General features: G+C 62.9%; 16 protein-coding genes. 4 read left to right on the plus strand and 12 right to left on the minus strand.

Annotated elements, in window-relative coordinates; translation table 11 throughout:
- Nucleotide 1: 1 nt before the first annotated feature.
- Nucleotides 2–1,612 carry an FMN-binding glutamate synthase family protein gene (locus NLX68_RS15970; RefSeq protein ID WP_254284766.1) on the minus strand — a complete coding sequence of 537 codons (1,611 nt, stop codon included), beginning with the start codon at nucleotides 1,610–1,612 and terminating at the stop codon, nucleotides 2–4.
- Nucleotides 1,613–1,701: 89 nt separating this feature from the next.
- Entirely contained in the window at nucleotides 1,702–6,015 is a 4,314-nt protein-coding gene (locus NLX68_RS15975) for a DEAD/DEAH box helicase (protein ID WP_254284767.1), read from the minus strand.
- 183 nt (nucleotides 6,016–6,198) lie between these two features.
- On the opposite strand from NLX68_RS15975, the gene NLX68_RS15980 reads away from it, so the two are divergent.
- On the plus strand, nucleotides 6,199–6,612 hold the full coding sequence (locus NLX68_RS15980; protein WP_254284768.1) for an NUDIX domain-containing protein: 414 nt from the start codon (nucleotides 6,199–6,201) through the stop codon (nucleotides 6,610–6,612).
- A 22-nt stretch (nucleotides 6,613–6,634) separates the two neighbouring features.
- Nucleotides 6,635–7,273: a LysE family translocator gene (locus NLX68_RS15985; protein ID WP_010221013.1), complete on the plus strand. Its 639-nt coding sequence runs from the start codon at nucleotides 6,635–6,637 to the stop codon at nucleotides 7,271–7,273.
- A gap of 3 nt (nucleotides 7,274–7,276) precedes the next feature.
- Here the strand turns inward: NLX68_RS15985 and metR are convergent, their stop codons facing one another.
- Nucleotides 7,277–8,194: a transcriptional regulator MetR gene (metR, locus tag NLX68_RS15990; RefSeq protein WP_010221014.1), complete on the minus strand. Its 918-nt coding sequence runs from the start codon at nucleotides 8,192–8,194 to the stop codon at nucleotides 7,277–7,279.
- A 110-nt stretch (nucleotides 8,195–8,304) separates the two neighbouring features.
- Here metR and metE point away from each other — a divergent pair, with 110 nt between their 5' ends.
- Nucleotides 8,305–10,614, plus strand: coding sequence for a 5-methyltetrahydropteroyltriglutamate--homocysteine S-methyltransferase (gene metE, locus NLX68_RS15995; RefSeq protein ID WP_254284769.1), 2,310 nt, complete (start codon nucleotides 8,305–8,307; stop codon nucleotides 10,612–10,614).
- 44 nt (nucleotides 10,615–10,658) lie between these two features.
- Here metE and NLX68_RS16000 read toward each other — a convergent pair whose 3' ends face one another.
- Both NLX68_RS16000 and NLX68_RS16005 read right to left on the minus strand, forming a co-directional pair.
- Nucleotides 10,659–16,316, minus strand: a complete 5,658-nt coding sequence (locus NLX68_RS16000; protein ID WP_254284770.1) for a DUF6543 domain-containing protein — start codon at nucleotides 16,314–16,316, stop codon at nucleotides 10,659–10,661.
- Between the two features lie 15 nt (nucleotides 16,317–16,331).
- Nucleotides 16,332–16,553, minus strand: a complete 222-nt coding sequence (locus NLX68_RS16005) for a hypothetical protein (protein ID WP_254284839.1) — start codon at nucleotides 16,551–16,553, stop codon at nucleotides 16,332–16,334.
- Here NLX68_RS16005 and NLX68_RS16010 point away from each other — a divergent pair.
- Entirely contained in the window at nucleotides 16,513–17,505 is a 993-nt protein-coding gene (locus NLX68_RS16010; RefSeq protein WP_254284771.1) for an alpha/beta fold hydrolase, read from the plus strand. The two genes, NLX68_RS16005 and NLX68_RS16010, sit on opposite strands and share 41 nt — an antisense overlap.
- A 44-nt stretch (nucleotides 17,506–17,549) precedes the next feature.
- Here NLX68_RS16010 and NLX68_RS16015 read toward each other — a convergent pair whose 3' ends face one another.
- The 7 genes from NLX68_RS16015 to NLX68_RS16045 all read right to left on the minus strand — a co-directional run bounded on the left by NLX68_RS16015 (nucleotide 17,550) and on the right by NLX68_RS16045 (nucleotide 24,379).
- A complete protein-coding gene (locus NLX68_RS16015; RefSeq protein WP_162471122.1) occupies nucleotides 17,550–17,876 on the minus strand; it encodes a GlpM family protein in 327 nt (108 codons plus the stop codon).
- A gap of 33 nt (nucleotides 17,877–17,909) precedes the next feature.
- Nucleotides 17,910–19,235, minus strand: a complete 1,326-nt coding sequence (locus tag NLX68_RS16020; protein WP_302056222.1) for a sigma-54 dependent transcriptional regulator — start codon at nucleotides 19,233–19,235, stop codon at nucleotides 17,910–17,912.
- Nucleotides 19,232–21,139, minus strand: a complete 1,908-nt coding sequence (locus NLX68_RS16025; protein WP_254284772.1) for an ATP-binding protein — start codon at nucleotides 21,137–21,139, stop codon at nucleotides 19,232–19,234. The genes NLX68_RS16020 and NLX68_RS16025 overlap by 4 nt, the downstream gene beginning before the upstream one ends.
- 65 nt (nucleotides 21,140–21,204) lie before the next feature.
- Nucleotides 21,205–21,939, minus strand: coding sequence for an amino acid ABC transporter ATP-binding protein (locus NLX68_RS16030; protein WP_254284773.1), 735 nt, complete (start codon nucleotides 21,937–21,939; stop codon nucleotides 21,205–21,207).
- On the minus strand, nucleotides 21,936–22,604 hold the full coding sequence (locus NLX68_RS16035; protein WP_166675653.1) for an ABC transporter permease subunit: 669 nt from the start codon (nucleotides 22,602–22,604) through the stop codon (nucleotides 21,936–21,938). Before NLX68_RS16035 ends, NLX68_RS16030 begins: the two co-directional genes overlap by 4 nt.
- Nucleotides 22,601–23,347 carry an amino acid ABC transporter permease gene (locus NLX68_RS16040; RefSeq protein WP_010221024.1) on the minus strand — a complete coding sequence of 249 codons (747 nt, stop codon included), beginning with the start codon at nucleotides 23,345–23,347 and terminating at the stop codon, nucleotides 22,601–22,603. The genes NLX68_RS16035 and NLX68_RS16040 overlap by 4 nt, the downstream gene beginning before the upstream one ends.
- A gap of 99 nt (nucleotides 23,348–23,446) precedes the next feature.
- On the minus strand, nucleotides 23,447–24,379 hold the full coding sequence (locus tag NLX68_RS16045) for a glutamate/aspartate ABC transporter substrate-binding protein (protein ID WP_254284774.1): 933 nt from the start codon (nucleotides 24,377–24,379) through the stop codon (nucleotides 23,447–23,449).
- Nucleotides 24,380–24,683 lie beyond the last annotated feature (304 nt).

Genomic DNA, 24,683 nt, shown 5'->3' on the forward strand with positions numbered 1-24,683 from the left:
GTCAGGCTGCCAGTGGCTCGAAACTGTCCGCCCGGGCCATCTGCCACATCCGCGAATAGAACTCGCCATTGACCTCGCCGCTGAGCAATTCCCCCGGTTTGAGGAACACGTGCATCTGCGAGAACAGCTTGATCTCGGTGGCCGAGATGCGCCGCACCAGGTGCTTGGCTTCCAGTTGCGAGGGGTGATCGAGGCCGGCGGCGGCAAGCATCTCGGCCAGGGCCTTGAGGGTGTTGTGGTGGAAGTGGAGTACCCGCTCGGCCTTGTCGGGCACCACCAGGGCGCGCTGGCGCAGCGGGTCCTGAGTGGCGACGCCGGTCGGGCATTTGTTGGTGTGGCAGCTTTGCGACTGGATGCAGCCGATGGCAAACATGAAGCCACGCGCCGAGTTGGCCCAGTCGGCGCCGATGGCCAGGACGCTGGCGATGTCGAAGGCGCTGACGATCTTGCCGCTGGCGCCAAGCTTGATCTTGTCGCGCAAATTCAGGCCCACCAGGGTGTTGTGTACGAACAGCAGGCCTTCGCGCAGCGGCACGCCGATATGGTCGGTGAACTCGACCGGTGCGGCACCGGTGCCGCCTTCCTTGCCGTCGACGACGATGAAGTCGGGGAGGATGCCGGTTTCCAGCATGGCCTTGGCAATGCCCATGAACTCCCACGGGTGACCGAGGCAGAACTTGAACCCCACCGGCTTGCCGCCGGACAGCTCGCGCAACTGGGCGATGAACTGCATCATCTCGATCGGGGTGGAAAAGGCGCTGTGACGTGACGGCGAGATGCAGTCTTCACCCATCAGGATGCCGCGGGTCTCGGCAATCTCGCGGGTGACCTTGTGCTTGGGCAGGATGCCGCCGTGGCCGGGTTTGGCACCCTGGCTCATCTTGATCTCGATCATCCGCACCTGCGGGTTGCGCGCCTGTTCGGCGAAACGCTCGGGGTCAAAGCGCCCGTCCGAGGTGCGGCAGCCGAAGTAGCCGCTGCCCAGCTCCCAGGTCAGGTCGCCGCCGTGCTCGCGGTGATAGGGGCTGATGCTGCCTTCACCGGTGTCGTGAGCGAAGTTGCCCAGCTTGGCGCCCTGGTTCAGGGCGCGAATGGCATTGGCGCTAAGCGAGCCGAAGCTCATGGCCGAGATGTTGAACACCGAAGCCGAGTACGGCTGTTTGCACTGCGGGCCGCCGACGCTCACCCGAAAGCTCGACGGGTCGCTCAGCGGTGCCGGGCGCATGGAGTGGCCGATGAACTCGAAACCGGACTGATAGACATCGATCAGGGTGCCGAAGGGTTTGTCCGACGCTTCGTTCTTGGCCCGCGCATACACCAGTGAGCGCTGCGCCCGGGAAAACGGCAGGGCATCGCTATCGGCTTCCAGCAGGTACTGGCGGATTTCCGGGCGAATGCCTTCGACCAAGTAGCGAATGTTGCCCAGGATCGGGTAGTTGCGCCGTACCGCGTGACGGCTTTGCAGCAGGTCGCCCAGGCCAATCAGGCTGAGCACGGCGGTCACCAGGGTGAACGGCCACAGCCATTCGTGGTGGAGGAAGGGCAGGCTGGCCAGGGTGAACAGCACACAGGCAGCGAAGAAGGCGTAGCGGCTGAGAAGTGACAGGCTCATACGGTTTCCTTGCGATGGCACGGTCAGGCTCAGGGCCTGGACAAACCTCGACCTTAGCCCGGTTGGGGTTTCCAGCGCCAGCCCGTAGCTCAAGTCACCAGGGCGGCATCGCGGATCAGGCGGTCGCGCCACTCCCCGTGCTGCGCCCGTTCATCGTCACCGCTGAACTGAACCTTGCCGGCAATCAGTGTCGCGACCGGCACACCGTCCAGATAGAGCAGGCGATTGCCACTGACGGCGGGTACCTTGTTGCCTGGCAGCAGGGTGCCGACCAGGTTCAGCGGGTCGCTGGCGCTGACCGCTACCAGGCTGGCATCCAGCGGCCGCCGGCGTACTTCACGCAGCAGCGCCACGGCCTCGGGCAAGGCGAACTGCTCGCCGGCCAGGCCGCTGATAAAGCGCCCGCCACGGATTTCGCCACGGGCCTCCAGGCGGTGGTAGCAGCGCAGCAGTTCGCGCCAGCTGGGCAGCCAGTCGGCCTCGCGTTCGAGCAAACGCCAGCAGATCACACCGTAGCGGCGCAACAAGGTGCGGGCAATGTGTTCAAGGTCGTCGTCACGCTTGTCGCCGGGCGTGCGCAGCAGGGCCCAGCGCCCGGCGTCTTGCATGCCGCCAAACAACGGCCCGCGACCGCGTCTATGGCTGCGGCCCTGGCGTTTGCTGGCCGGGGTGATCAGGGCGCGCAGGCCAGCGAAGCTGTCGGCGCTGATCAACCCGGCGGCCACCAGCTCCTGCAGGGCGCTTTCCAGTTCGCTGGGTAGCAGGTGGGCGTCGTGCACCAGTTCGTCGAAGAACAAGGCGCCGTATTCGCTCAGCACGCTGTGCACGCGCTGGGCACGCAGGCTTAGCGCGCTGCTGTCCAGCGCCGGGCCCAGGGCGCGCCACAAGCCCAGGCGGGTACGTGGCAACAGTACCAGCGGCGTGCTGCGCAGAGTGCTGCTTGCGGCACTCGGGGCCAGACGCGCCCAGGCGTATTTACCGGCGCGGCAGGCTTCGTCGAGCCAGCGCGGGCTGTAGTCCTTGAGCCGGGTGGGCAGCAGGTCGCTTTCCCAGGCCGCTGCCGCAGCGGGATAGCCTTCGAACTGGTCGAGCACGGCACTCAGCGCGGCCTGGCCTTGCAGGCGAGCGGTGGGCGTCAGGTGCTGCCAGTCGAACAGAAAGCGCATGAAGTCCTGCAGGCTGACCGGCTCGATTTCCCGGCGCAGGCGCTTGATGGTGTAGCGATGAATGCGCGCCAGCAGGTGCCGCTCGCACCATTGCAGCGCTTGCTGGCCCGGCTGCTGGCTCGGCTGCTGGCTCGGCTGAAAGTACCCGCGCATCACGTAGCCTTCGCCTTCCAAGCGGGCCAGGGCTTGCTCGATGGCGCTGGCTGACAGGTGCAGCGGCGCGGCAATCTGCTCGCTGGTCAGCGGGCCGAAACCGCTCAGGCGCGCGCGCAGCAGCTCGACCAGCGCCGCCTCGGCGTCCATGGCTTGATCAAAACCGGGCAGGGCAGAAACCTCGGGTGTCAGGGCCGCCTGCGGGTACAGGGCGCGCAGCAGCACCAGGCGTTCGCGGGCCAGCCACAATGCTTGATCGCTGGCCAGTTGCAGGCGGCAGGCGCGGCCTTCCTTGGCCAGCGCCGCCAGCCAGCCCTGCCAGCCGTGATTGGCCTCGGCTTCGGCCTGGCTGACACAGGCCAGGCTCATCAAGGCTTCATGCATCTCATCGCCGCGGGTGGGTGTGGGCCAGGCTTCGGCTTGCACGGCGGCGATGGCTTGCCGGTCCAGTGCGCCCAGGTCATCGCTGCTCTGTGCCTCGTTCCAGCGCCGGTTGAGCACGGCCTGGGTGCGCCGTTCTTCCAGCGGTGCATCATCCAGAAAGGTATAGGGCCGGGCGTTGAGAATGGCCGAAGCCAGCGGCGAGGGGGCCGGCAGGTCACGGGCAACCAGGGTGATCCGGCCTTGCTCGATACGCCGCAGCAGCGCCAGCCAGCCTTCGCTGTCCATCGCCTCGTGCAGGCAGTCGTCGAGGGTTTGCTCGACCAGCGGGTGATCGGGAATCTGCCGTTCGCCGGCGAGGTTTTCCAGGCAGGCGATCTGGTCGGGGAACACTGCGGCAATCAGGTCTTCGCTTTTCATTCGCTGAATCTGCGGCGCCACCTTGCGCCCGCCGACAAAGCGCGGCAGGGCCAGTGCGGTGCCGGCGTTCCAGCGCCAGCGCACGCCGAACAGCGGCGCATCGAGCAGGGCCTGGATCAGGATCGGCTCGGCGCTGTTGCTGTGCAGGTACCGCCAGACCTCTTCCAGGGCAAAACTGTGGCTGGCCGACAGCGACAGGACAATCGCGTCTTCACTGGCCGCAGCCTGCAGTTCGAAGTTGAAGGTGCGGCAGAAACGCTTGCGCAGGGCCAGGCCCCAGGCGCGGTTGATGCGGCTGCCGAACGGCGAATGGATGATCAGTTGGGTACCGCCGGACTCGTCGAAAAAACGCTCCATCACCAGGGTTTGCTGCGAGGGCAGGGCGCCGAGCACCTGACGGGTGTGGGCCAGGTATTCAAGCAGCTGTTCGGCGCTGTCCAGCCCCAGCCCCAGCGCTGCAGTGAGCCAGTCGAGCAGCGGTTGCCGCTGGCCATCGGCATCGCTCAGGCGTTGGTCGATCTCGCCTTGCAGGCGCGCAACGCCCGCGGACAGCTCATCACTGCGCCCCGGCGCTTCGCCGAGCCAGAACGGGATGCTCGGCGGCAGGCCCTTGGCGTCCTCGACCCGCACCCGGCCGCTTTCCACCCGCAGGATGCGGTAGGAGGCATTGCCCAGCTGGAAGATATCGCCGGCGATGCTTTCTACCGCGAAGTCTTCGTTGACGCTGCCGATGTTCAGGCCCTGAGGTTCGAGCACCACGGTGTAGTCGGCGTTATCGGGGATGGTGCCGCCGCTGGTCAATGCCGTCAGCTGGCTGCCACGGCGCCCGCGCAGGGTGCCATTGAGCGCATCGCGGTGCAGATAGGCACTGCGGATGCCCTGGCGGCCATTGAAGCCTTCGCCGAGCATGCGCAACAACGCCTGGTAATGGCCTTGATCCAGTTCGGCATAGGGCATGGCCCTACGCAGGCAGTCGAACAGCGCTTGCTCGTGCCACTCCTGGCTGCTGACTTCGGCGACGATCTGTTGCGCCAATACGTCCAGCGGGGCTTTCGGCACATGCAAGTGGTCCAGCTCGCCGCGGCGCACGCAGTCGAGCAGGGCTGCGCATTCGATCAGGTCATCGCGCGACAGTGGGAACAGCCGGCCTTTGGGTGTGCCTTCGACCTGATGCCCGGAGCGCCCGACCCTTTGCAAAAGCGCGGCAATCGAGCCGGGTGAGCCGATCTGGCAGACCAGCTCGACTTCACCGATATCGATGCCCAGCTCCAGCGAGGCCGTAGCTACCAGTACCTGGAGCTCACCGCGCTTGAGCCGTTGCTCGGCGTCCAGGCGGTGTTCCTTGGCCATGCTAGCGTGGTGCGCGGCCACTGCGTCACGGCCCAGGCGTTCGCTCAAATGGCGGGTCAGGCGCTCGGCCAGGCGCCGGGTGTTGACGAACACCAGCGTGGTGCGATGCTCGCGGGCCAGGGCCGCCAAGCGGTCGTAAACCCGCTCCCAGACATCGCTGGCCATCACCGCCCCGAGCGGCACCGGTGGCACTTCCAGGCCCAGGTCGCGGGGACGGGCATGGCCGATATCGACGATGGCGCAGGTGCGCGCCTGGCCCACCAGAAACTGCGCCACCCGCTCGACCGGACGTTGCGTGGCCGACAGGCCGATGCGCCGCAGTGGCCGCTGGCACAGTGCCTCAAGGCGCTCCAGGCTCAGGGCCAGGTGACTGCCGCGCTTGTTGCCGGCCAGGGCATGGATCTCGTCGACGATCACCGTGTGCACGCTGGCCAGGCCCAGGCGCCCGGAGGCCGAGCCGAGCAACACATACAGCGATTCGGGGGTGGTGACCAGAATGTGCGGCGCCTGGCGGCGCATGGCCGTGCGTTCTTTCTGCGGGGTATCGCCGCTGCGCACCGCTGTGCGGATTTCCAGCGACGCGTGGCCTTGTTCGGTCAGGACCGCGTTGATCCCGGCCAACGGCGCCTGCAGGTTGATCTGGATATCATTGGACAGCGCTTTGAGCGGCGAGACGTAGACCACCTGGGTCTGGTCCGGCAGATTTCCACTGGCCAGGCCCTGTTCGAACAGCTCGTCGAGGATCGCCAGGAAGGCCGTCAGGGTTTTGCCTGAACCGGTAGGCGCGGCGACCAGCAAGGATTGCCCGCTGCGAATCAACGGCCAGGCCCGGGCCTGGGCGGCGGTTACCGTCGGGAACTGGCGCTGGAACCAGGTGCGGACCGCGGGGTGGAAAGCGTCCAGTTCCGGGTGCTTGCGGGCGGGGAGGTTCATGGGTTGTTTATGCGGCCATTGATGTGGGGTTGCAAGGGGCGTTCGTCAGACGGGGTGTGGGAGCGGGCTTGCCCCGCGATGCAATCGCACAGGCCAACCTGATCGCGGGGCAAGCCCGCTCCAACATTGAAAGGCCACCGCCAACATGTGATCCTTGCGCGCTTTCCCGTCCATGAGCGTCCCATGAGCAAAACCATTCGCATCGCCGCCGCCCTTCTGCTCGACCCGCAAGGCCGTACCCTGTTGGTGCGCAAGCGCGGCACTCTGGCGTTCATGCAGCCTGGCGGCAAGATCGAGGCCGACGAGCAGCCGGTCAATGCCCTGGCTCGCGAGCTGTTCGAAGAGCTGGGCCTGGCGATTGAGCCGCAGGACGCCGAGTTTCTCGGCCAGTTCAGTGCCCCGGCGGCCAACGAGCCGGGTTTTGTCGTCCAGGCTGACATTTTCAAGGTGCACTCCGCCATGCCGGTCGAGCCCGCCGCTGAAATCGAAGAGGTGGTGTGGGTGTCGGCACGCAAGCCGTTGACCCTTGAGCTGGCCCCGCTCACACGGGACTTGATTCTGCCCCTGTACCGGCAGTTAACTACAACCCCTGTCTGATCCCACTTGCAAAGGAATGCCGATGATCCCTACTCACGAATGGCTGCTGTTTATCGGCGCTGCGCTGTTGATGGTCCTGACCCCGGGGCCGAACATGATTTATTTGATTTCCCGTTCGATCTGCCAGGGCCGCACGGCCGGGGTAACGTCGTTGCTCGGCGTGGTGGGCGGCTTTCTGGTGCACATGAGCGCCGCAGCCATTGGCCTGACCGCCTTGTTCATGGCCGTGCCGCTGGCCTACGACCTGCTCAAGTGGGCCGGTGCCGGCTACTTGATGTGGCTGGCCTGGCAGGCAGTCAAGCCCGGTGCCCGCTCGCCGTTCGAGCCCCGTGAACTGGCCCCGGATTCCCCGCGAAAGCTGGTGCTGATGGGCTTTCTGACCAGCGTATTGAACCCCAAGGTGGCGGTGTTCTACCTCTCGGTGCTGCCACAGTTCATCTCGCCGGAAAACGGTTCGGTGCTGGCGCAGAGCCTGGCCCTGGGCCTGACCCAGATCGCCGTGAGCTTTTCGGTCAACCTGCTGATCGCCCTGTTCGCCGCCGGCATTGCCGGCTGGTTCGTGCGTTATCCGCTGTGGTTGATGCTGCAGCGTTACGTCATGGGCTTCGTCCTGGCCGGCCTGGCGCTGCGCCTGGTGCAGGAGCAACGCCGGGTCGCGTGAGGCTCACCGTACTGCGCTGACGCCGTCGAGGGTGGAGAACGAGGTGTCCTTGGCGGTCAGCAAAAAGTCGCGCATGTACGGCGCATCGAGCATGTCGCTGCGCACTGCCGCGTACAGCGTGGCAAACAGGCCCTTTTCACCCAGGCGCTTGGCCTTCACGTAGCCGCGCGAGCTGTACTCGTGCAGGGCCCAGTGCGGCATGCCGCACACCCCGCGACCGCTGGCCACCAGTTGCATCATCATCACCGTCAGCTCCGCCGTGCGCACCTGCGCCGGTTCCACGTCGGCCGGCTCCAGGAAGCGGGTGAAGATGTCCAGGCGGTCGCGCTCCACCGGGTAGGTGATCAGGGTTTCCGTGGCCAGGTCCTGCGGCACCATGTACGGCTTCTGGGCCAGGGGGTGCTGGTTGGCCACGGCGAGCATGGCTTCGTAGGTGAACAGCGGCACGTAGGTGATGCCGCTGAGCTCCAGCGGGTCGGAGGTCACCACCAGGTCCAGGTCCCCGCGGGCCAGGGCTGGCAACGGCGCAAAGGCAAAGCCCGAGGCCAGGTCCAGCTCGACTTCCGGCCAGGCATCGCGGAACTGGTCGATGGTCGGCATCAGCCACTGGAAGCAGCTGTGGCATTCGATGGCCATGTGCAGGCGCCCGGCGGTACCACCGGCCAGGCGCGCGATGTCGCGCTCGGCGCCGCGCAGCAGCGGCAGGGTGGCATCGGCCAGCTGCAGCAGGCGCAGCCCGGCGCTGGTGAAGCGGATTGGCTTGGTCTTGCGCATGAACAGCGGCATGCCCAGGCGTTCTTCCAGCTCCTTGAACTGATGGGACAGCGCCGACTGGGTCAGGTGCAGGCGCTCGGCGGCCTCGACCAGGCTGTCGGCTTCGCGCAGGGCGTGCAGGGTTTTCAGGTGGCGAATTTCCAGCACCGGTGGGCTCCATGAATAAACTTTGAGATGAACACGAATTTATTGAGTTTGTCTCATGTTGCTCTGGCTGTCGACAATAGCGTCATCTTTTACAGGGAGGACGTTTTCTCATGGCATTGGCCCACAACCTTGGTTTCCCGCGCATCGGCGCTGACCGCGAACTGAAAAAAGCGCAAGAAGCCTACTGGAAAGGCGATCTCGACCAGGCTGGGCTGGAGGCTGTTGGCCGCGAACTGCGCGCCCGCCACTGGCAGTTGCAGAAGGACGCCGGGATCGAACTGCTGCCGGTCGGCGATTTTGCCTGGTACGACCAGGTCCTGACCCACTCGCTGGCCTTCGGGGCGATCCCCGAGCGCTTTGCCCAGGTCACGGGCGCCAATGGCCTGCCGACCCTCGACACCTTGTTCGCCATGGCGCGCGGTGCCAGTACCTGTTGCGGCGCCAGCCACGGCCAGACGCAATATGCGCAAGAGCTGACCAAGTGGTTCGATACCAACTACCACTACCTGGTCCCGGAATTCAGCGCCGACCAGCGCTTTTTGCTCAGTTGGGAACAGCTGTTCGATGAAGTGGCCGAAGCCCAGGCCCTCGGCCACGCGGTCAAGCCGGTGCTGATCGGCCCGCTGACCTACCTGTGGTTGGGCAAGGCCAAGGGCGACGAGTTCGACAAGCTCGACCTGCTCGAGCGCCTGTTGCCGGTCTATGGCGAGATCCTCAGCCGCCTGTCGCGCCAGGGCGTGGAGTGGGTGCAGATCGACGAGCCGATCCTGGGCCTGGACCTGCCGCAGGAATGGAAGAACGCCTTCGAGCGTGCCTACCACATTCTTCAATACTCGCCGCTGAAGAAGCTGGTTGCTACCTACTTCAGCGGTCTGGAAGACAACCTCGGCCTGGCCGTCGGTCTGCCGGTGGATGGCCTGCATATCGACCTGGTGCGTGCGCCAGAGCAACTGCCAGCGGCGCTCGACCGCCTGCCGACCTATAAAGTGCTGTCGTTGGGCGTGGTCAACGGCCGTAACGTCTGGCGCTGCGACCTGGACAAGGCGCTGGCGCAGTTGCAACAAGCCCAGCAACGCTTTGGTGCCAACCTCTGGGTGGCCGGCTCCTGTTCGCTGCTGCACAGCCCGGTGGACCTCGGCCGTGAAGACAAGCTCGACACAGAACTGAAAAGCTGGCTGGCCTTTGCCGTGCAGAAGTGCGAAGAAATCGCCGTGCTGGCCAAGGCCCTGGATGCCCCGCACCTGCCGTTGGTGCAAAACGCGCTGAGCAACAGCCGCGCGGTACAGCAGCGCCGTGTTGAGTCGCCGCGCATTCACAAGCCGCAGGTCCAGGCCCGTCTGGCCGCCGTGACCGCCGCCGACAGCCAGCGCCAGTCAGCCTTTGCCCAGCGGATCGAAGCCCAGCGCCAGCGCCTGCAACTGCCGGCGTTCCCGACCACCACCATTGGCTCTTTCCCACAGACCTCGGCGATTCGCCTGGCGCGTCAGGCCTACAAGCAGGGCAAACTGTCGGCCAACGACTACACCGATGCCATGCACAGCGAGATCCGTCATGCCGTGCAGGTGCAGGAGCGCCTGGGCCTGGACGTGCTGGTGCACGGCGAAGCCGAGCGCAACGACATGGTCGAGTACTTTGCCGAGCAACTGGACGGTTACGCCTTCACCCGATTTGGCTGGGTCCAGAGCTATGGCTCGCGCTGCGTGAAACCGGCGATCATCTATGGTGACCTGAGCCGCCCGCAGGCCATGACCGTGGCCTGGATCGAATACGCCCAAGGCCTGACCAGCAAGGTCATCAAAGGCATGTTGACCGGCCCGGTAACCATGCTGATGTGGTCGTTCCCGCGTGAAGACGTGTCGCGCAAGGTTCAGGCCGAACAATTGGCCCTGGCCATCCGTGACGAAGTGCAGGACCTGGAAGCCGCTGGCATCAAGATCGTGCAGATCGACGAAGCGGCGTTCCGTGAAGGCCTGCCGCTGCGCCGGGCGCAATGGCAGGCATACCTGGACTGGGCGGTGGAGGCCTTCCGCCTGTGCTCCAGTGGTGTGCGCGATGAAACCCAGATCCACACCCACATGTGCTACAGCGAGTTCAATGACGTGATCGAAGCGATCGCGGCGATGGACGCCGACGTCATCACCATCGAGACCTCGCGCTCGGACATGGAGCTGCTGGACGCCTTCGAAGCCTTCGACTACCCCAACGACATCGGTCCGGGCGTCTACGACATTCACTCGCCACGGGTGCCGGACACCGGCGAGATGGTCAAGCTGATGAGCAAGGCGGTCAAGCGTATCCCGGCCGAGCGCCTGTGGGTCAACCCGGACTGCGGCCTGAAGACCCGCGCCTGGCCGGAGACGGAAGCGGCGCTGGTGAACATGGTGGCGGCCGCGCGGCAATTGCGTAGCGAGCTGGCGTGAGAGATGCAGCGGCGAGCCCTCTGGCTCGCCGTTGCAGTTAGAGATTACAGACCGGCGAAATACCGGTTTGCGGTTCGCTGGTTTATGGCGCCACGCCAGATGTCGTCCGGCATGCTACCGGCACTGGCCTGGGCTTGCTGCCACTGCGGCCCCTTCTTGCGGTCCACCACCCGTTTGAGATGGGCGGCACTGGAGTTCTCGAACGGCGTATCCAGGCTGCGGTAATGGAAGTGTGCATACCACAGCACAGGCTCGCCGGCAGATTTCAAGTCACGAATCTCGTACTCCTGCAGGTAGTCGCGGGCTTTGAGCATCTGGCGCTCTCCCAGCTTGCGAATGCTGATCTGCTGCTGATCATCGAGGTAGGCAAGATGGCCTTCATTGGGGCGAGGGCTGTCCTTTATCTGCTCAATGCGCAGCTGGATGCCATCCCGGCGCAATTGTGCCGCCTGGGTGCGCAGTGCTTGCGTATCCGTCGCGTTGCCGCCTAGCGCTTCGATTCGCGCTGCACAGCTTTCAAGCTCATTGGCCTTGGCGATCATCATGTCTTCAAGGTCCGCCGGCAGGGTGTCTGATCTGATATAGCCACGCACCCGCTGACGGAAACTGTCCAGCCCTTGGATCAGTTGTGTAGCGGTCTGCTTGAGGTTGCGCAGTTCATGAGGTCGTGCCGGCCTCGCAAGCGCCTGTGGCCGCCAGCGTTCACCCGCAGGTTCAAAACGCCTGACGGCACTGCCGTCGGCGTCACGCACCGTAATCCGTTCTGGAGCATTGTTTTGGGCAGGGGTGTAATCACCGATGTAAAAGCGGTTGTCCTCTGCCTGGAACAGTCGCGGGCGACTGTTTTGCCTGCGATCAGGGCGTAGGCCGGGCAAGCGCTGGATTGCCTTGTCGGCCTGCTGGATCAGTTTGTCGAGGTTGTCGTACAGCTTCTCCAGGTAGTGTTCGTCAAACAACTCGGGAAAGCTGGCGCGGGTGCTTTGCAGTTCAAGTGTGTACTGGCGGTAGATGCGTTGGGCTTCGGTTTGGATCGTTCGACGTTGAGCTGCACTGCTTTGTACTTCTGACAATTCCGACAAGGTCCCGTGCATCATTTTCACTTCGTCTTCGATGGTTCGTAATCGCCCTGTGTAGAAATCTGCGATGACTGAGGTATTGGCGTATTTTTGCGCCAGGACCATCAGGTGCGAGGTGTTGTGGAAGGTGAAGAACGCGTCATTGAGGCGTTTTTCCAGCCGCTGGTACGCGCTTCTGAGTAACTCGTGACTTGCGAACTCCTGCAGGTACTCTGCCGTGCCTTCAAAGCGTCCTCCCAGGCTTGAGAGGCTTTCCGAGAACTGGCTATTGGCTTCATTCAATCGTGTGTCGAATAGGATGGGGTCGCCCTCGAGGCGTTGAGCGGCCTGGATGCGGTCGGAAAACTCCGACTTGATGTCCGCCAGCCGTTTCCTGAAATCTGCTGCGCGGTTTCTTATTTGAGGTTGAGTTGGAGCAGTCGCCAATGGGAACCAGATGTCGAGTTCCCGCTTTTGCTCAAGCATCTGCTGCTTGGCATCCACGATCTTCAGCGATTTGCTGCGCAGTTCCCGCAACAGGGGGGCTTGATCAACAAGATCGTTCAGGCCCTCCAGACGTACGCGAATCGTCAGTGATGCATAGAGGTTGCGCAACGTCTCCTCCTTGGACAGGTTGATCAAGTTCAGTGTTCGATCACATATAACTTTGGCTGTACGTGCCTTCTGCGTTAGGGACCTTTGCTTTTCCGCCCTGAGACTGATTTTTTGTAACTCATCCCAGGTGTTATAAGCCTTTTTCGCCGCTGCTATATCTGCCTGGCAGTTTGCTTTCATTGTCGCCAGTGAAGCCTGCCGGGCTTGTAGGCTGGCGTTCGCGAACACCTCGAAACTAGCGTTGGTGCGTGCCAATGCAGTTTGAAACCGAGCTTCCTCCTCCAGGGACTTTGCCGTCAGCATGCGTTGGCGACGATAGTGGCGGTCCACCCAGGTGCGCGGCAGTCGCTCGCGAATGGCCGCTGGCCAATAGGGCTCCAACTGATCGGCCAGGCGCCCGAGTGTTTGCCCTCCACCCGCGCCACCGCCTTGCAGGTGGACGCCGTACAGTGCGTAATGGGTATCCCACTGGCCATTTTCATCCAGGTCGATGTTTTTTCTCCAGGTCTTGCGCGCGTTGCCGCGCAGGCGCCAGGTGTGTTCCGTTTCAAGCCATTCAACCTGGCAAGGACGATCCTCAACCAGGATGAAATCCCCTTCTGCGTGGCGGTAGATGCCACGGTACTTGCCTACGAGCCCCGGTTGTATGCCTTTTAGCGACAGCGGCGTCTGATACTCATAACCGTCGAAACGTGCCAGGCGTTTGGGGGCACTGGGGGAGCCGGGCCGGAATCCCGCCTTGGGGCCTTTGAGTAGCTTGAGCAACTGACGTTGACGGGCAAACTGTCGTGCAGCGCTGGACTTGACGACGACGCCCGGCAGTATGTCCATTGCACCATCAATGAACGCCAGCAACGCTTGCTCCAGTTCATCCAGTGCCTTGCCTACCTCACCGCGCACCAATGCAGCGGCAGCGTTGAAGCTGGCCTGGTAATAGTCGTAGGTGCTGATAAGAATGCCGACCCCCGGAACGAAGCCTAGCGCCATCTTGATGTAGTTGAAGATCATGCCGCTCTGGTAGGCGAAGTTTTCCAGCCATAGCTGATTGTTCGATCGCGATGTCGCGCGATGAGCCTCCAGTACCCGGCCGCCTTGGGCGTCAAGCAGGTGCTGGGCAAGCGAGGTGGTCGATGGCCACGCCGATCCTAGTCCGATGATGCCATTGAAGCGATGCCCTATGGCCTGGCGCATGCGCGACTTGTGTGTGTCCGGGTCGCCCAGCAAGGCACGGTCGGCCAGGTAATCGATCTCTGCGCTTTGCTTGATCAACTCGTACAAGCCCATGCGGGCATCTTCCAGACTGGAGTACTGGCGCAGGTATTTTTTCGGATGATCAGGGCGGTAGAGCAAGGTCGTGTCGCTTTTTTCGTCGGTAACGAAGGTCACGCCGGAAAGGGTTACACCATATCCTTCGGTATCTTCCCCACCCGCGGTGAGCCGGGCGGGGATCAGACGAATGCTGTGACCATCGGCCAGAAAGGCTTCAGCGCTGTCGGCATCGATGGCGATGTCGAAGATCGCCTGTCCCTGGGCGTTGATATCGCCGGTTGCCCTGGCGTGGGTACTTTGCATCTTGAGCATCAGACGCAAGGGGGCACCCAGGCATTCACGGCGAAACTGGCGGGCGAAGGAATCTTCGTGGGTGCCACGATAGGCGGCAAGAATCATGTCTTCGCGTTTCTGGGCCAGGTCGAGATCTTGGGTTAGCGCCACTAGATACGCAGCATTGATACCGCCTTGCAGTGCCTGTTCAAGCAATGGCTGCGACGTTGCTATGTGCAAAGTCATGAACTGCAGTCGGCCTTTCATCGCATCATCGATGTGCTCCAGGAGCAGCGTTTCCAGGCTCAGGACCTCCCGCTCGTCACTGGCCACCAACACTTCTTGGTACGCAACACCAGGGGCACCGCTGCCGGCGATAGGCTCTTTGCGTTTGGACGTACTCTTCGGCAGGTCAATGCTGATAGGGCTGCCGTCGTAGTTCGGGAAATCCTGCACCAGGCGACTGTAGATGTGTTGACGGCAAAACAGCGAGAGATGAGGCAGATCGCGGGCGATCAGTGCCTGGGAGCGACGCATGGCGTCGATATACGCCAGCATGTCCGATTTCAGGGCCGCTCGAATGGGCGTCGTCAGGCCTGTCAGCCAGGGGAAGGAGACGCTGCTCAAGGTGGCGCTGGCTTGCTGCTCTTTCATCAGGCCGAAGGCATATTCACGTGCGGCATGACGCGGAACCTGCAAGGCGTGCGTGAGCGACTCTCGAATACGTGCAAGCGAATCATCCGCAGTGCTTGCCGATGCCGACGCGCTGGTTTGGGCCGCTGCCTTGCAGCGGGTCAGGTGGTAAGTCAGCACCTTGGCCAGCACATCACCGGTTATGGCCGAAAGGCTCAACGACTGCTGGCTTGAATCAGAGAGGCCGAAGCATCGCTCTAATTCACTCTGGTTGGCGCAACGTAGCAGTCCTCCCTGTTCGCCTGGCCAATACAGTAGCAGGCTGTGCTGCGCATTCTGTTCCTGCAGCGTCACGACAATGCAGTCCTGGACAACGGTGCTGGTTACAGTCTCAGTACCTTGTTGAACCCTGGTGGTATTCAGTAGCGGATGGGCGGCGGTAATGCTCGAGCCCAGGCTCGGAAAGGTGTCGGGGGCGTCGAGCAGGCTTTCTATCCAGCGCAACTCCTCGTTATCGAGCTGCCCCAGCAGGTTCTGCAGGCGAGCATGAGCGCGCAGGCCTTTATGATGGGCTGCGATCAGGTCGCCAGCGGCCGTGGGCGTTTCATCCGTGCGCCATGCGTCAACCAGTAGCTGTTGTTCAGCGGCCTTTTCAGCATCCTCGCAGGCGGCGACCAGCGCGTTATGCTGATCTTGCAGCGATTGCAGATTTTGCTCGGTAATGCTGTCCAGTAGATGCCTTTGCCGGTTGATCTGCTGCAAGCGTACAGGGTAGGGAATGTCGACTCGCAGATTGCCGAAGTCAAAAAACGAGGGCTGTGGCACCGCTTCGTGGTCTTCTTCCACGAGCACAGGAGGGGGATGAAGCACGGATGGATTGCGTTGCTCGCGATCGACCCAATGGATAAGGGACAGGGCGAGTTCAGCGTATTGTCGGATATCGGCGCCTGGGTCATGGTCCAGAGCCTTCAATCGCGCATCGAGCAAGCTGTCGAACAGTGTGGTGAACCCGGCCGAGAGGGTGTCGTGGTTCTGGAAACTCACGGTGTCCGTCGAGTCGCCGGCGTGTTCCATCAGAGCGTCTGTCAGCGCTTGGTGCGTCTCATAGGCAGTGAATGCAGGTTGATTGCCAGGTCTGTAGAGAACTAGCCCAGGCTCATTCTCGACACTGAACAGCAGCGCGCCAGCCACTGCTTTTCCTGCCAGGGAGGGTGTCTGCAAATAGAGCTGCTTGTTGTCCAGGCGTAACCACTCAGGATTGGCCAGCACGCCGTTGACCGGACGTTGCTGCTGGGCATTGAACTCACCTGCTGCCAGCGCCGCTTCCCAGCGTGCACTGAGCAGGCCGTGGTACTGGTTATGGGCGTGGGTGCGGCGGCTGACCGGCGTACCTTTGGCCCGTGCTTGCCAGTAGCTGTTCCATTGCTGGCGGACAGCACCAACGATGTCCAGGCTGGCGACGCGAGCCAGTAGTTGCGTGGGTGTCAGGTGCAGGAGCGGGCTGCGGTTGTCCAGGGCCACGACCTGGGCCGTATCGTCCAGGTCGGCGGGGGCCTGTGGGTGATGGCGAACATGTGCGGCAAGCGCGACCAGGCTGACATCCGAAGTATGCCCCCCGGTGCCCACCTGAAAGCGCAGGGCGGTGGTAACCGGGTCTGCGCGCAGTTGTGTGCGCACCAGCCCGAGTAATGCCTGGTGAACGCCTGGCGCTTCGGCTAGCAAGGTGTTGAAGGTTTGCAGATGATCTTCCCAGCGTCTGACGATGGCGGTGGGTATGACCGACGCAGTTGACCGGTCGGCAACAAATTCGACAGGGGATAGAGACAGCCTTTCTAGTGTTTCAGGTAGCTCACTCATCGCAGGTTTCCTGATTCAGGTAATGCCGGTAATGGCATTCAACATTGGGCAGGAAACCGTGTTGATCGCTGCGGTACATATTGCTGAATACCGTTGGGCGCCATTCATCAAACTGTCACGCAACTGTGGCAGCGCGCTTGAACGAAGTTCATCAGACTCGCGCTCTACTGGGGATTTGCATTCTGGTGTTTCGCTCATGCGGGCTTTTGCTTTTTTTCTGGCGTTGATGTGCGCCATTCCTTCTTTTGCGGCGTCGCGTTGCGACGTCAATGTGCCGACTGAACGGGTCGAGCTTTCGCAGGTCAGCCTGGCGTATCAGAGTATCGGCCGCGATTCGGACCCGGCCTTGCTGCTGGTCATGGGCCTGGGCGGGCAACTGATCCACTGGCCCGATGAAGTGGTGGTCGCCCTCTGTCAGCAGGGCTTTCGGGTGATCCGCTACGACAATCGCGATGTCGGCCTGTCCAGCTGGAACCAGGCCCCCACCGGCGCCAACCTGACCTTCGAGCTGCTGCGCTACAAGCTCGGCCTGCCGGTGGCCGCGCCTTACACCCTGAGCGACATGGCCGAAGACGGCCTGGGGCTGATGGATGCCCTGCAGGTGCGGCGCTTTCATGTCATGGGCGTGAGCATGGGCGGGATGATCGCCCAGCACCTGGCGGCGCAGGCGCCGGAGCGGGTCGAGAGCCTGACCTTGATCATGTCCAGTTCCGGTGCCCAGGGCTTGCCGGCACCGAGCCCGGCACTGGTGCAGTTGCTGGCCCGGCGTGGCGCGCCGAATCGCGAGGTGGCGCTTGAGCAGCAGGCCGACCTGCTGGCGGCCCTGGGTAGCCCCGAGGTCGAGGATGACCGCCAGGCGCTGCTCGAACAGGCAGCGATTGCCTATGACCGCGCTTTCAATCCCGAGGGGGTCAAGCGCCAGATCATGGCGATCCTGGCCGAGCAAAGCCGCGTCCAGTTACTCAACAACCTGCGCCTGCCAACCCTGGTGGTGCACGGTACCGCCGACCCGCTGCTGCCGGTGATGCACGGTGTGCACCTGGCAGCACATATCAAGGGCAGCCAGTTGCAGCTGATCCCAGGTTTGGCCCATCGCTTTCAGGAGCGGTTCAAAGGGCCGTTGCTGGGTGCGGTGCTGCCCTATCTGAAGACTCAACGGCTGGCCGATACCCACCTGGCGGTGTATTGATCGCGGGGGTAGGAGCGGGCTTGCCCCGCGATAAAGCCAGACGCTCAATGCAGCCTTACCCAGACACCCACCAGCACCGTCGCCGCCACCAGCCAGGCCACGGCTGCCAGGGCCAGCGACGCCTCCAGGCGCAGCCGGTCGACCAGCAGGTACAACGCCGCCAGGTAGACGAAGTAGGGGATGATCGACCACATGCCGAACAGGATGGTGGTCTTCAAATCGTCCAGTGACCGGCCCTTGCCGACGATGTAGTGGGCGATCAGGGCGAAGGTCGGAAACAGCGGCACCAGGCCGGCAATATAGTAGTTGCGCGTTTTCGCCAGGGCGGCAAGGATCACCACCACGGCAGCGCCCAGGCAGGCTTTGAGTATCAGGTCCACGTGTCATTCCGTCTCAGCACCGGGTTAGCCCAGGCCATACTTCTTCACTTTGTCGAACAGCGTGGTCTTGGCCATGCCCAGCTCCTGGCTGGCCTGGCTGAGGTTGCCGCCGGTACGCTGCAGGGCATCGCTGAGCAGGTTGCGCTCGAACGCCTCGACCGCCTCGGCAAAGCCCAGGCCCTGGTTGGCGCTGGCCCCGGCCTTTTTGAACGCCGGCAAGCCCAGCGCGTAGCGTTCAGCGACGTTGCGCAATTCGCGCACGTTGCCCGGCCAGTCGTGAGCCATCAGCCGCGACAGGGTCTGACTGTCCAGTTGCGGGGTTTCCCGGTCGAAACGCAGGGACGATTGCTGCAGGAAGTGCTCGAACAGTTGCAGGATGTCTTCGCGGCGCTCGCGCAGGGGCGGCAGCTCCAGGGTCACCACGTTGAGGCGGTAGTACAGGTCGCTACGGAACTGCCCGCTCTGGCCCAGGGCGTTGAGGTCGGACTTGGTTGCGGCGATCACCCGGCAGTCCACGGCAATGCTCTGGTTCGAACCCAGGCGCTCCAGGGTGCGTTCCTGCAGTACCCGCAGCAGCTTGATCTGCAGGTTGAGCGGCATGCTTTCGACTTCGTCGAGGAACAGGGTGCCGCCGTTGGCGTGCTCGATCTTGCCGATCCGGCGTTTGCCGGCACCGGTGAAGGCGTTGGCCTCGTGGCCGAAGATCTCGCTCTCGAACAGGTTCTCCGGCAGGCCGCCGCAGTTGAGCGCCACGAACGGTGCGCCCTGGCGGCGGCTGAAATCGTGCAGGCAGCGGGCGACCAGTTCCTTGCCGGTGCCGGTCTCGCCTTCAATCAGTACGTTGGCTGAAGTATCGGCGACGTTGGCGATCAGTTCGCGCAGGTTCTGCATGGCTGGCGAGCGGCCAATGATCCGCCCTTCAAGGGTGCTTTGCCCGGCCAGTTGGCGGCGCAGGGCGAACACTTCACGGGACAGGCCACGTTGCTCCAGCGCACGACGCACCACTTCGACCAGGCGTTCCGGGGCGAAGGGTTTTTCCATGAAATCGTAGGCGCCGTTACGCATGGCACCGACCGCCATGTCGATATCACCGTGGCCGGTGATCAGCACCACCGGCAGGCTGCGGTCGCGGGCCTTGAGGCGGCTGAGCAGTTCCAGGCCATCGATGCCGGGCAGGCGGATATCGCTGACGACGATGCCGGCGAAGTCATCACCGATACGCTGCAGGGCTTCTTCGGCGCTGCCGACGCCTTCGCAGGCGATGTCTTCCAGGGCCAGCGCCTGCTGGCAGCCGAGCAGCACATGCGGGTCGTCTTCGACGATCAGGACGGTAAGGGGCGCTTGGTTCATAGGGACTCGGCTGATTCTGTGGGGGCATTGACCAGCGGCAGGCTGAGCACGAACGCGGTACCGCCGCTGGCGGGGTGTTCGACGCTGAGGCTGCCCCTGGCGGCGGCGGCGAGGCTGGCAGACAGGGTCAGGCCCAGGCCCAGGCCGTGCTCTCCCGGTTTGGTGGTGAAAAACGGTTCGAACAGGTGCTTGCGCGTTTCGTCATCGATGCCGTGACCATTGTCGCGCACCCGCAGGCGGTACTTGTCACCCTGCAACTCGCCTTCCAGCCACAACTGCGGCATGGGTTGCGCGGCCATGGCATCAAGGGCGTTGCCGATCAGGTTGACCAGGATCTGCTCCAGGCGGGTCTGGTCGATGGCCAGCTTCTGGTCCGCGTAATTGCTGTGCAACTGCAGGTGGCAGCCGGCGATGCGGTTGCCCAGCACCTGCAGGCAGGCTTCGACGGCCTTGCCCAGCGAGGCCTTGCCACTGTCTTCGCCGCGGCGGGCGAAGGAGCGCAGGCTGGCGGTAATGCGACCCATGCGGTCGATCAGGTCGTTCATGGTGCGCAGGTTGGTGCTGACGGTTTCCAGTGCGCCACGTTCGAGGAAGCGCACGCTGTTGCCCGACAAGGTGCGTAGGGCGGCCAGCGGTTGGTTCAGTTCATGGGCAATGCTCGTCGACATCTGGCCGATGGCCGCCAGCTTGCCAGCCTGGACCAGCTCATCCTGGGCGTGGCGCAGGGTCTGTTCGGCATGCCGGCGTTCGCGGATCTGGCCCTTGAGGCGTTCGTTGCTGGCGCGCAGGTCGGCAGTGCGTTCGGCGATCTTGCGTTCCAGCTGGCTGTTGGCCTCTTCCAGTGCTTCACGGGCGGCCAGGCGGGTGGCGATCACCTTGCGCCGTTCGTTCCAGGCGATCAGCAAGATCGCGAGCAAGGCCAAGGCAACGCCGACCAGAATGCCCTGGACCATGGATTCGCGGCGCAGGTCCTGCAAGGGCGTGAGCAAGGTAAAGTGCCAGGGCGTGTCGCTCAGGCGCCGGGTTTGCGCCAGATAAGCCACTTCGCGGCGGCCATCGCCGAGTTCGGCATTGGCCGGGAAGCTCAGCTTCTCGACGCCGTCGGCGATTTTTTCCCGCGACAGCGGTTGCAGTTCATTCAGCGGCCACCAGTAATACTGCAGGCTGCGGGCCAGGCGTTCCTTGATTTCCGGGGTCAGCGGGCGCACCGACTTGAGTCGCCGCGCCGGGTCGCTGGAGAGGATGATGATGCCGTTCTCGTCGCTGACAAAAGCCTCGAGGCGGGCCCGCTGCCAGCGTTCTTCCATGGCTTCCAGGCGCACCTTGATCACCGCCACGCCAATGATCTTGCCGTGTTCTTCCAGGCCGTGGGCAAGAAAATAGCCCGGCTCGCCGGTGGTGCTGCCAATGCCATAAAAGCGCCCGGGCTGACCGCGTACGGCATCCTGGAAATAGGCGCGGAACGACAGGTCTTCGCCGAGGAAACTGTCGACATCGCGCCAGTTGCTGGTGGCCTGGACCCGGCCGCTGGTGTCCAGGACAAAGATCGCCCGACTGCGGCTGCGCCGGTTCAGGCCTTCGAGGTATTCGTTGACCGCCTGGCGGTGTTCGCCGTCGGGTTCGGTAAGCAGGCCGGAAACGCTGTTTTCCAGCTCCAGCAAGCTTGGCAGGTAGGTGTACTTGCTGATTTCACTCTCGACTGCGCGTGCGTGCAGCTCGAGCTGGCGCTCGCCGTTTTCGCTCAAGGTGCGGATGCCGTTGTGTTCGCTGATCATGAAGCCGGCCACACCCAGGCCGATCATCAGCAGGATGATCAGTGGCGGTAACAGCAGTTGGCGGATCAGACGGGGTTTCACGGCAAGGGCAGGCTTGGCAGGGCGAAAGAGCGTAGGGTCGCATTTCATCACAGTAGCCTTGGTACGACCAGCACGCTCTGCCGGCGTACACCGGACAGAGCGTGATGATCACCTCAGTGTTGCAGGATCTTGCTGAGGAAGTGCTGGGTACGCTGGTCGCGTACGCTCTGGTCACCAAAGAACTCTTCCTTGGTGCAGTCTTCGATGATGCTGCCCTTGTCCATGAAGATCACCCGATTGGCGACCTTGCGGGCAAAGCCCATTTCGTGGGTCACGCACATCATGGTCATGCCTTCGTGGGCCAGTTCGACCATTACGTCGAGTACTTCGCTGACCATTTCCGGGTCCAGTGCCGAGGTCGGTTCGTCGAACAGCATGACGATCGGGTCCATCGACAGGGCGCGGGCGATGGCCACACGCTGCTGCTGGCCACCGGACAGTTGCCCCGGGTGCTTCTTGGCGTGGGCGCTGAGGCCGACGCGCTCGAGCAGGGCCAGGCCCTTCTTGGTCGCTTCGGCTTCGCTGCGGCCCAACACCTTGCGCTGGGCAATGGTCAGGTTCTCGGTGATGGTCAGGTGCGGGAACAGCTCGAAATGCTGGAACACCATGCCGACCCGCGAGCGCAGCTTGGGCAGGTTGGTCTTGGGGTCGGCAATCGAGGTGCCGTCGACGATGATGTCACCCTTCTGGAAGGGCTCCAGGGCGTTGACGCACTTGATCAGGGTCGACTTGCCCGAGCCCGACGGGCCGCAGACCACGACCACTTCGCCTTTCTTGACCTCGGTGTTGCAGTCGGTCAGAACCTGGAAGTCCCCGTACCACTTGTTGACGTTCTTGATGGAGATCATACGGTTATCCTTTTCTGCAGACGCTTGACCAGGAAGGAAGCGGAGAAGCTGATGACGAAGTACACGGCGCCGGCAAACACCAGGAACTCATTGGAGCGCCCGATGATGTCGCCACTGGCCCGTGCCGAGTTGAGGAAGTCGACCAGGCCGACGGTGTACACCAGCGAGGTGTCCTGGAACAGGATGATGCTCTGCTGCAGCAGCAGCGGGGTCATCTTGCGAAACGCCTGGGGCAGGATGATCAGGCGCATGGTCTGGCCATAGGTCATGCCCAGGGCTTGGGCTGCGCCCATCTGGCCCTTGGAGATCGACTGCACGCCGGCACGGACGATTTCACAGAAATACGCCGCCTCGAACATCATGAACGCCACGACGCAGGAGGTGAAGGCCCCGACCGGGGTGTCTTCGCCGGTGATCCAGCGCAGTACGAACGGCACCGCCAGGTAGAACCAGGTGATGACCAGCAGCAGCGGAATGGAACGGAAGTAGTTGACGTAAGCGCCGGCGAAGTTCGACAGCAGCTTGCTCGACGACAGGCGCATCAGCGCCAGGATGGTGCCGAGCACGATACCGCCGACAATGCCCATGACCATCAGTTGCAGGGTCATGACCATGCCGTTCCACAGGCCCGGCAGGGCAGGGATGATTCCACTGAAGTCCATTATTTGCCCCCCACGGAGATCAGGCCAGGCACGGCGACTTTCTTCTCGACCATGCGCATCAGCAGCATCAGGCCCATGTTCAGGGTGAAGTAAATCAGGGTGGCCAGGGTGAAGGCTTCAAACAGGTTGGCCGAGAACTCGGCGGTCTGCTTGGTTTGCGCCAGCAGTTCCATCAGGCCGATCAGCGAGGCCACCGAGGAGTTCTTGAACACGTTCAAGAATTCCGAGGTCAGCGGCGGAATGATGATCCGGTAGGCTTGCGGCAGCAGCACGTTCCAGTACACCTGCGGCAGGCTGAAGCCCATGGCGCGGGCGGCGGCTTCCTGGCCGCGGGGCAGCGCCTGGATACCGGTACGCACCTGCTCGCAAACGCGGGCGGCGGTGAACAGGCCCAGGCAGACGACCACGCTGATCAGCGCCGAGGTGGTCGGATTGAGGTCCTGCTTGTACCACTCCTGCAAGTTCTCGGGCAGCAGGTCCGGTACCAGGAAGTACCAGATGAACAGCTGCACCAGCAGCGGTACGTTACGAAAGAGTTCCACGTAGGCGGTGGCAATGCCCGACACCAGACGGTTTGGCACGGTGCGCATGACGCCGAGTACCGAACCCAGCAGCAATGCGATGATCCAGGCGGCGATGGCAATGGCGATGGTCCAGCCCAGGCCGGTGAGATACCAGTCCAGATAGGTTTCGCTGCCCACGCCGGTGGACTTGAAGAATACGCCCCAGTCCCAGTTGTAATTCATCGGGATCTCCCCTCAGATCAGTTATTTCACGGGCACCTTCGAGCATCCGGGGGCGCAGGGCGCCCTCGGATGAAAGGTTAGACACTAACTAGCTGGGGATCAGGACTTCTTTTCGTCTGCAGCTTTGTCGGTAGGATTGGCGATCAACGCCTTGAGCTCGTCGCTCATCGGGAACTGCAGGTTCAGGCCTTTAGGCGGGACTGGCTGGTTGAACCACTTGTCGTAGATCTTGTTGATCTCGCCCGACTTGTAGAGGTTGACGATGGCCTTGTCGACCGCAGCCTTGAACGCTGGGTCTTCCTTGCGGACCATGCAGCCGTAGATTTCATAGGACTGCGGCGTACCGACGATGGCCCAGCCCTTCGGGTTCTTGGCCTTGGCCATTTCACCGGCGAGCAGCGCGTCGTCCATCATGAAAGCCACGGCGCGGCCGGACTCAAGCATCTGGAACGACTCGCCATGGTCCTTGGCCGAGATGACGTTCATCTTCATCTGCTTGTCGGCGTTCATGGCCTTGAGGATGCGCTCGGAAGTGGTACCGGCGGTGGTCACCACGTTCTTGCCGGCCAGGTCCGGGAAGTCCTTGTACTTGGCGTTTTCCGGCTTGCCGTCTTCGGCCTTGGTCAGCAGGCGAGTACCGACTTCGAAGATGCCGACCGAGAAGGCCACTTGCTGCTGGCGCTCGACGTTGTTGGTGGTCGAGCCACACTCGACGTCAACGGTGCCGTTCTGGACCAGCGGGATACGGGTCTGGGAGGTGACGAGGTTGTATTTGACCTTCAGGTCCGGCTTGTTCAGGTCCTTTTTCAGGGACTCGACGATTGCCAGCTGGATGTCATGGGAGTAACCGACGGGTTTGCCCGAAGCGTCGGCGATGTAGGAGAACGGAATGGAAGCGTCGCGGTGCCCCAGGGTAATGGTGCCCGACTCGTTGATCTTTTTCAGGGTGCCGGTCAGTTCGGCAGCGAAGGCTGGCGTGCTGATCAAAGCGGCCGCAACAGCGGCGCCCAACAGATGGGGAACGATACGCATCAAAATTTCCTCGACGTTGTTTTTTTTATGGAGCCGTTGGCGGGCTCTTTCGTTCAGCGAACACTGCAGTGAAGCGTTTTGCGCATTCGGGTACTGAGTGTAGAGCATGACTCGTGCCAAGCGCTGATTTCGATCATAACGCCATGAAAAATCTGGGGATTAATCTTTTTTGACGATTTGCGGGAGGTAGGATTCGTCCGGATGGCCGAATGCAGCGGGGTTTAACGTTCGGAAAACCGAATGATGAGCCGCGTCGCGGGGCAAATCCGCTCCCAGTGTAGGAGCGGGCTTGCCCCGCGATGTT

Source organism: Pseudomonas sp. SBB6, from assembly GCF_024213215.1.
Taxonomy (GTDB): Bacteria; Pseudomonadota; Gammaproteobacteria; order Pseudomonadales; family Pseudomonadaceae; genus Aquipseudomonas; species Aquipseudomonas donghuensis.

Bases quoted from the DNA above. Each gene is read 5' to 3' on its own strand.
- metE (WP_254284769.1), top strand. From the start codon at position 8,305: ATGGCATTGGCCCACAACCTTGGTTTCCCGCGCATCGGCGCTGACCGC.
- NLX68_RS16020 (WP_302056222.1), bottom strand. From the start codon at position 19,235: ATGAACCAAGCGCCCCTTACCGTCCTGATCGTCGAAGACGACCCGCAT.
- NLX68_RS15975 (WP_254284767.1), bottom strand. From the start codon at position 6,015: ATGAACCTCCCCGCCCGCAAGCACCCGGAACTGGACGCTTTCCACCCC.
- NLX68_RS16000 (WP_254284770.1), bottom strand. From the start codon at position 16,316: ATGAGTGAGCTACCTGAAACACTAGAAAGGCTGTCTCTATCCCCTGTC.
- NLX68_RS16025 (WP_254284772.1), bottom strand. From the start codon at position 21,139: ATGAAATGCGACCCTACGCTCTTTCGCCCTGCCAAGCCTGCCCTTGCC.
- NLX68_RS16005 (WP_254284839.1), bottom strand. From the start codon at position 16,553: ATGGCGCACATCAACGCCAGAAAAAAAGCAAAAGCCCGCATGAGCGAA.
- NLX68_RS15970 (WP_254284766.1), bottom strand. From the start codon at position 1,612: ATGAGCCTGTCACTTCTCAGCCGCTACGCCTTCTTCGCTGCCTGTGTG.
- NLX68_RS16045 (WP_254284774.1), bottom strand. From the start codon at position 24,379: ATGCGTATCGTTCCCCATCTGTTGGGCGCCGCTGTTGCGGCCGCTTTG.
- NLX68_RS16040 (WP_010221024.1), bottom strand. From the start codon at position 23,347: ATGAATTACAACTGGGACTGGGGCGTATTCTTCAAGTCCACCGGCGTG.
- NLX68_RS15980 (WP_254284768.1), top strand. From the start codon at position 6,199: ATGAGCAAAACCATTCGCATCGCCGCCGCCCTTCTGCTCGACCCGCAA.
- NLX68_RS16030 (WP_254284773.1), bottom strand. From the start codon at position 21,939: ATGATCTCCATCAAGAACGTCAACAAGTGGTACGGGGACTTCCAGGTT.
- NLX68_RS15985 (WP_010221013.1), top strand. From the start codon at position 6,635: ATGATCCCTACTCACGAATGGCTGCTGTTTATCGGCGCTGCGCTGTTG.
- NLX68_RS16010 (WP_254284771.1), top strand. From the start codon at position 16,513: ATGCGGGCTTTTGCTTTTTTTCTGGCGTTGATGTGCGCCATTCCTTCT.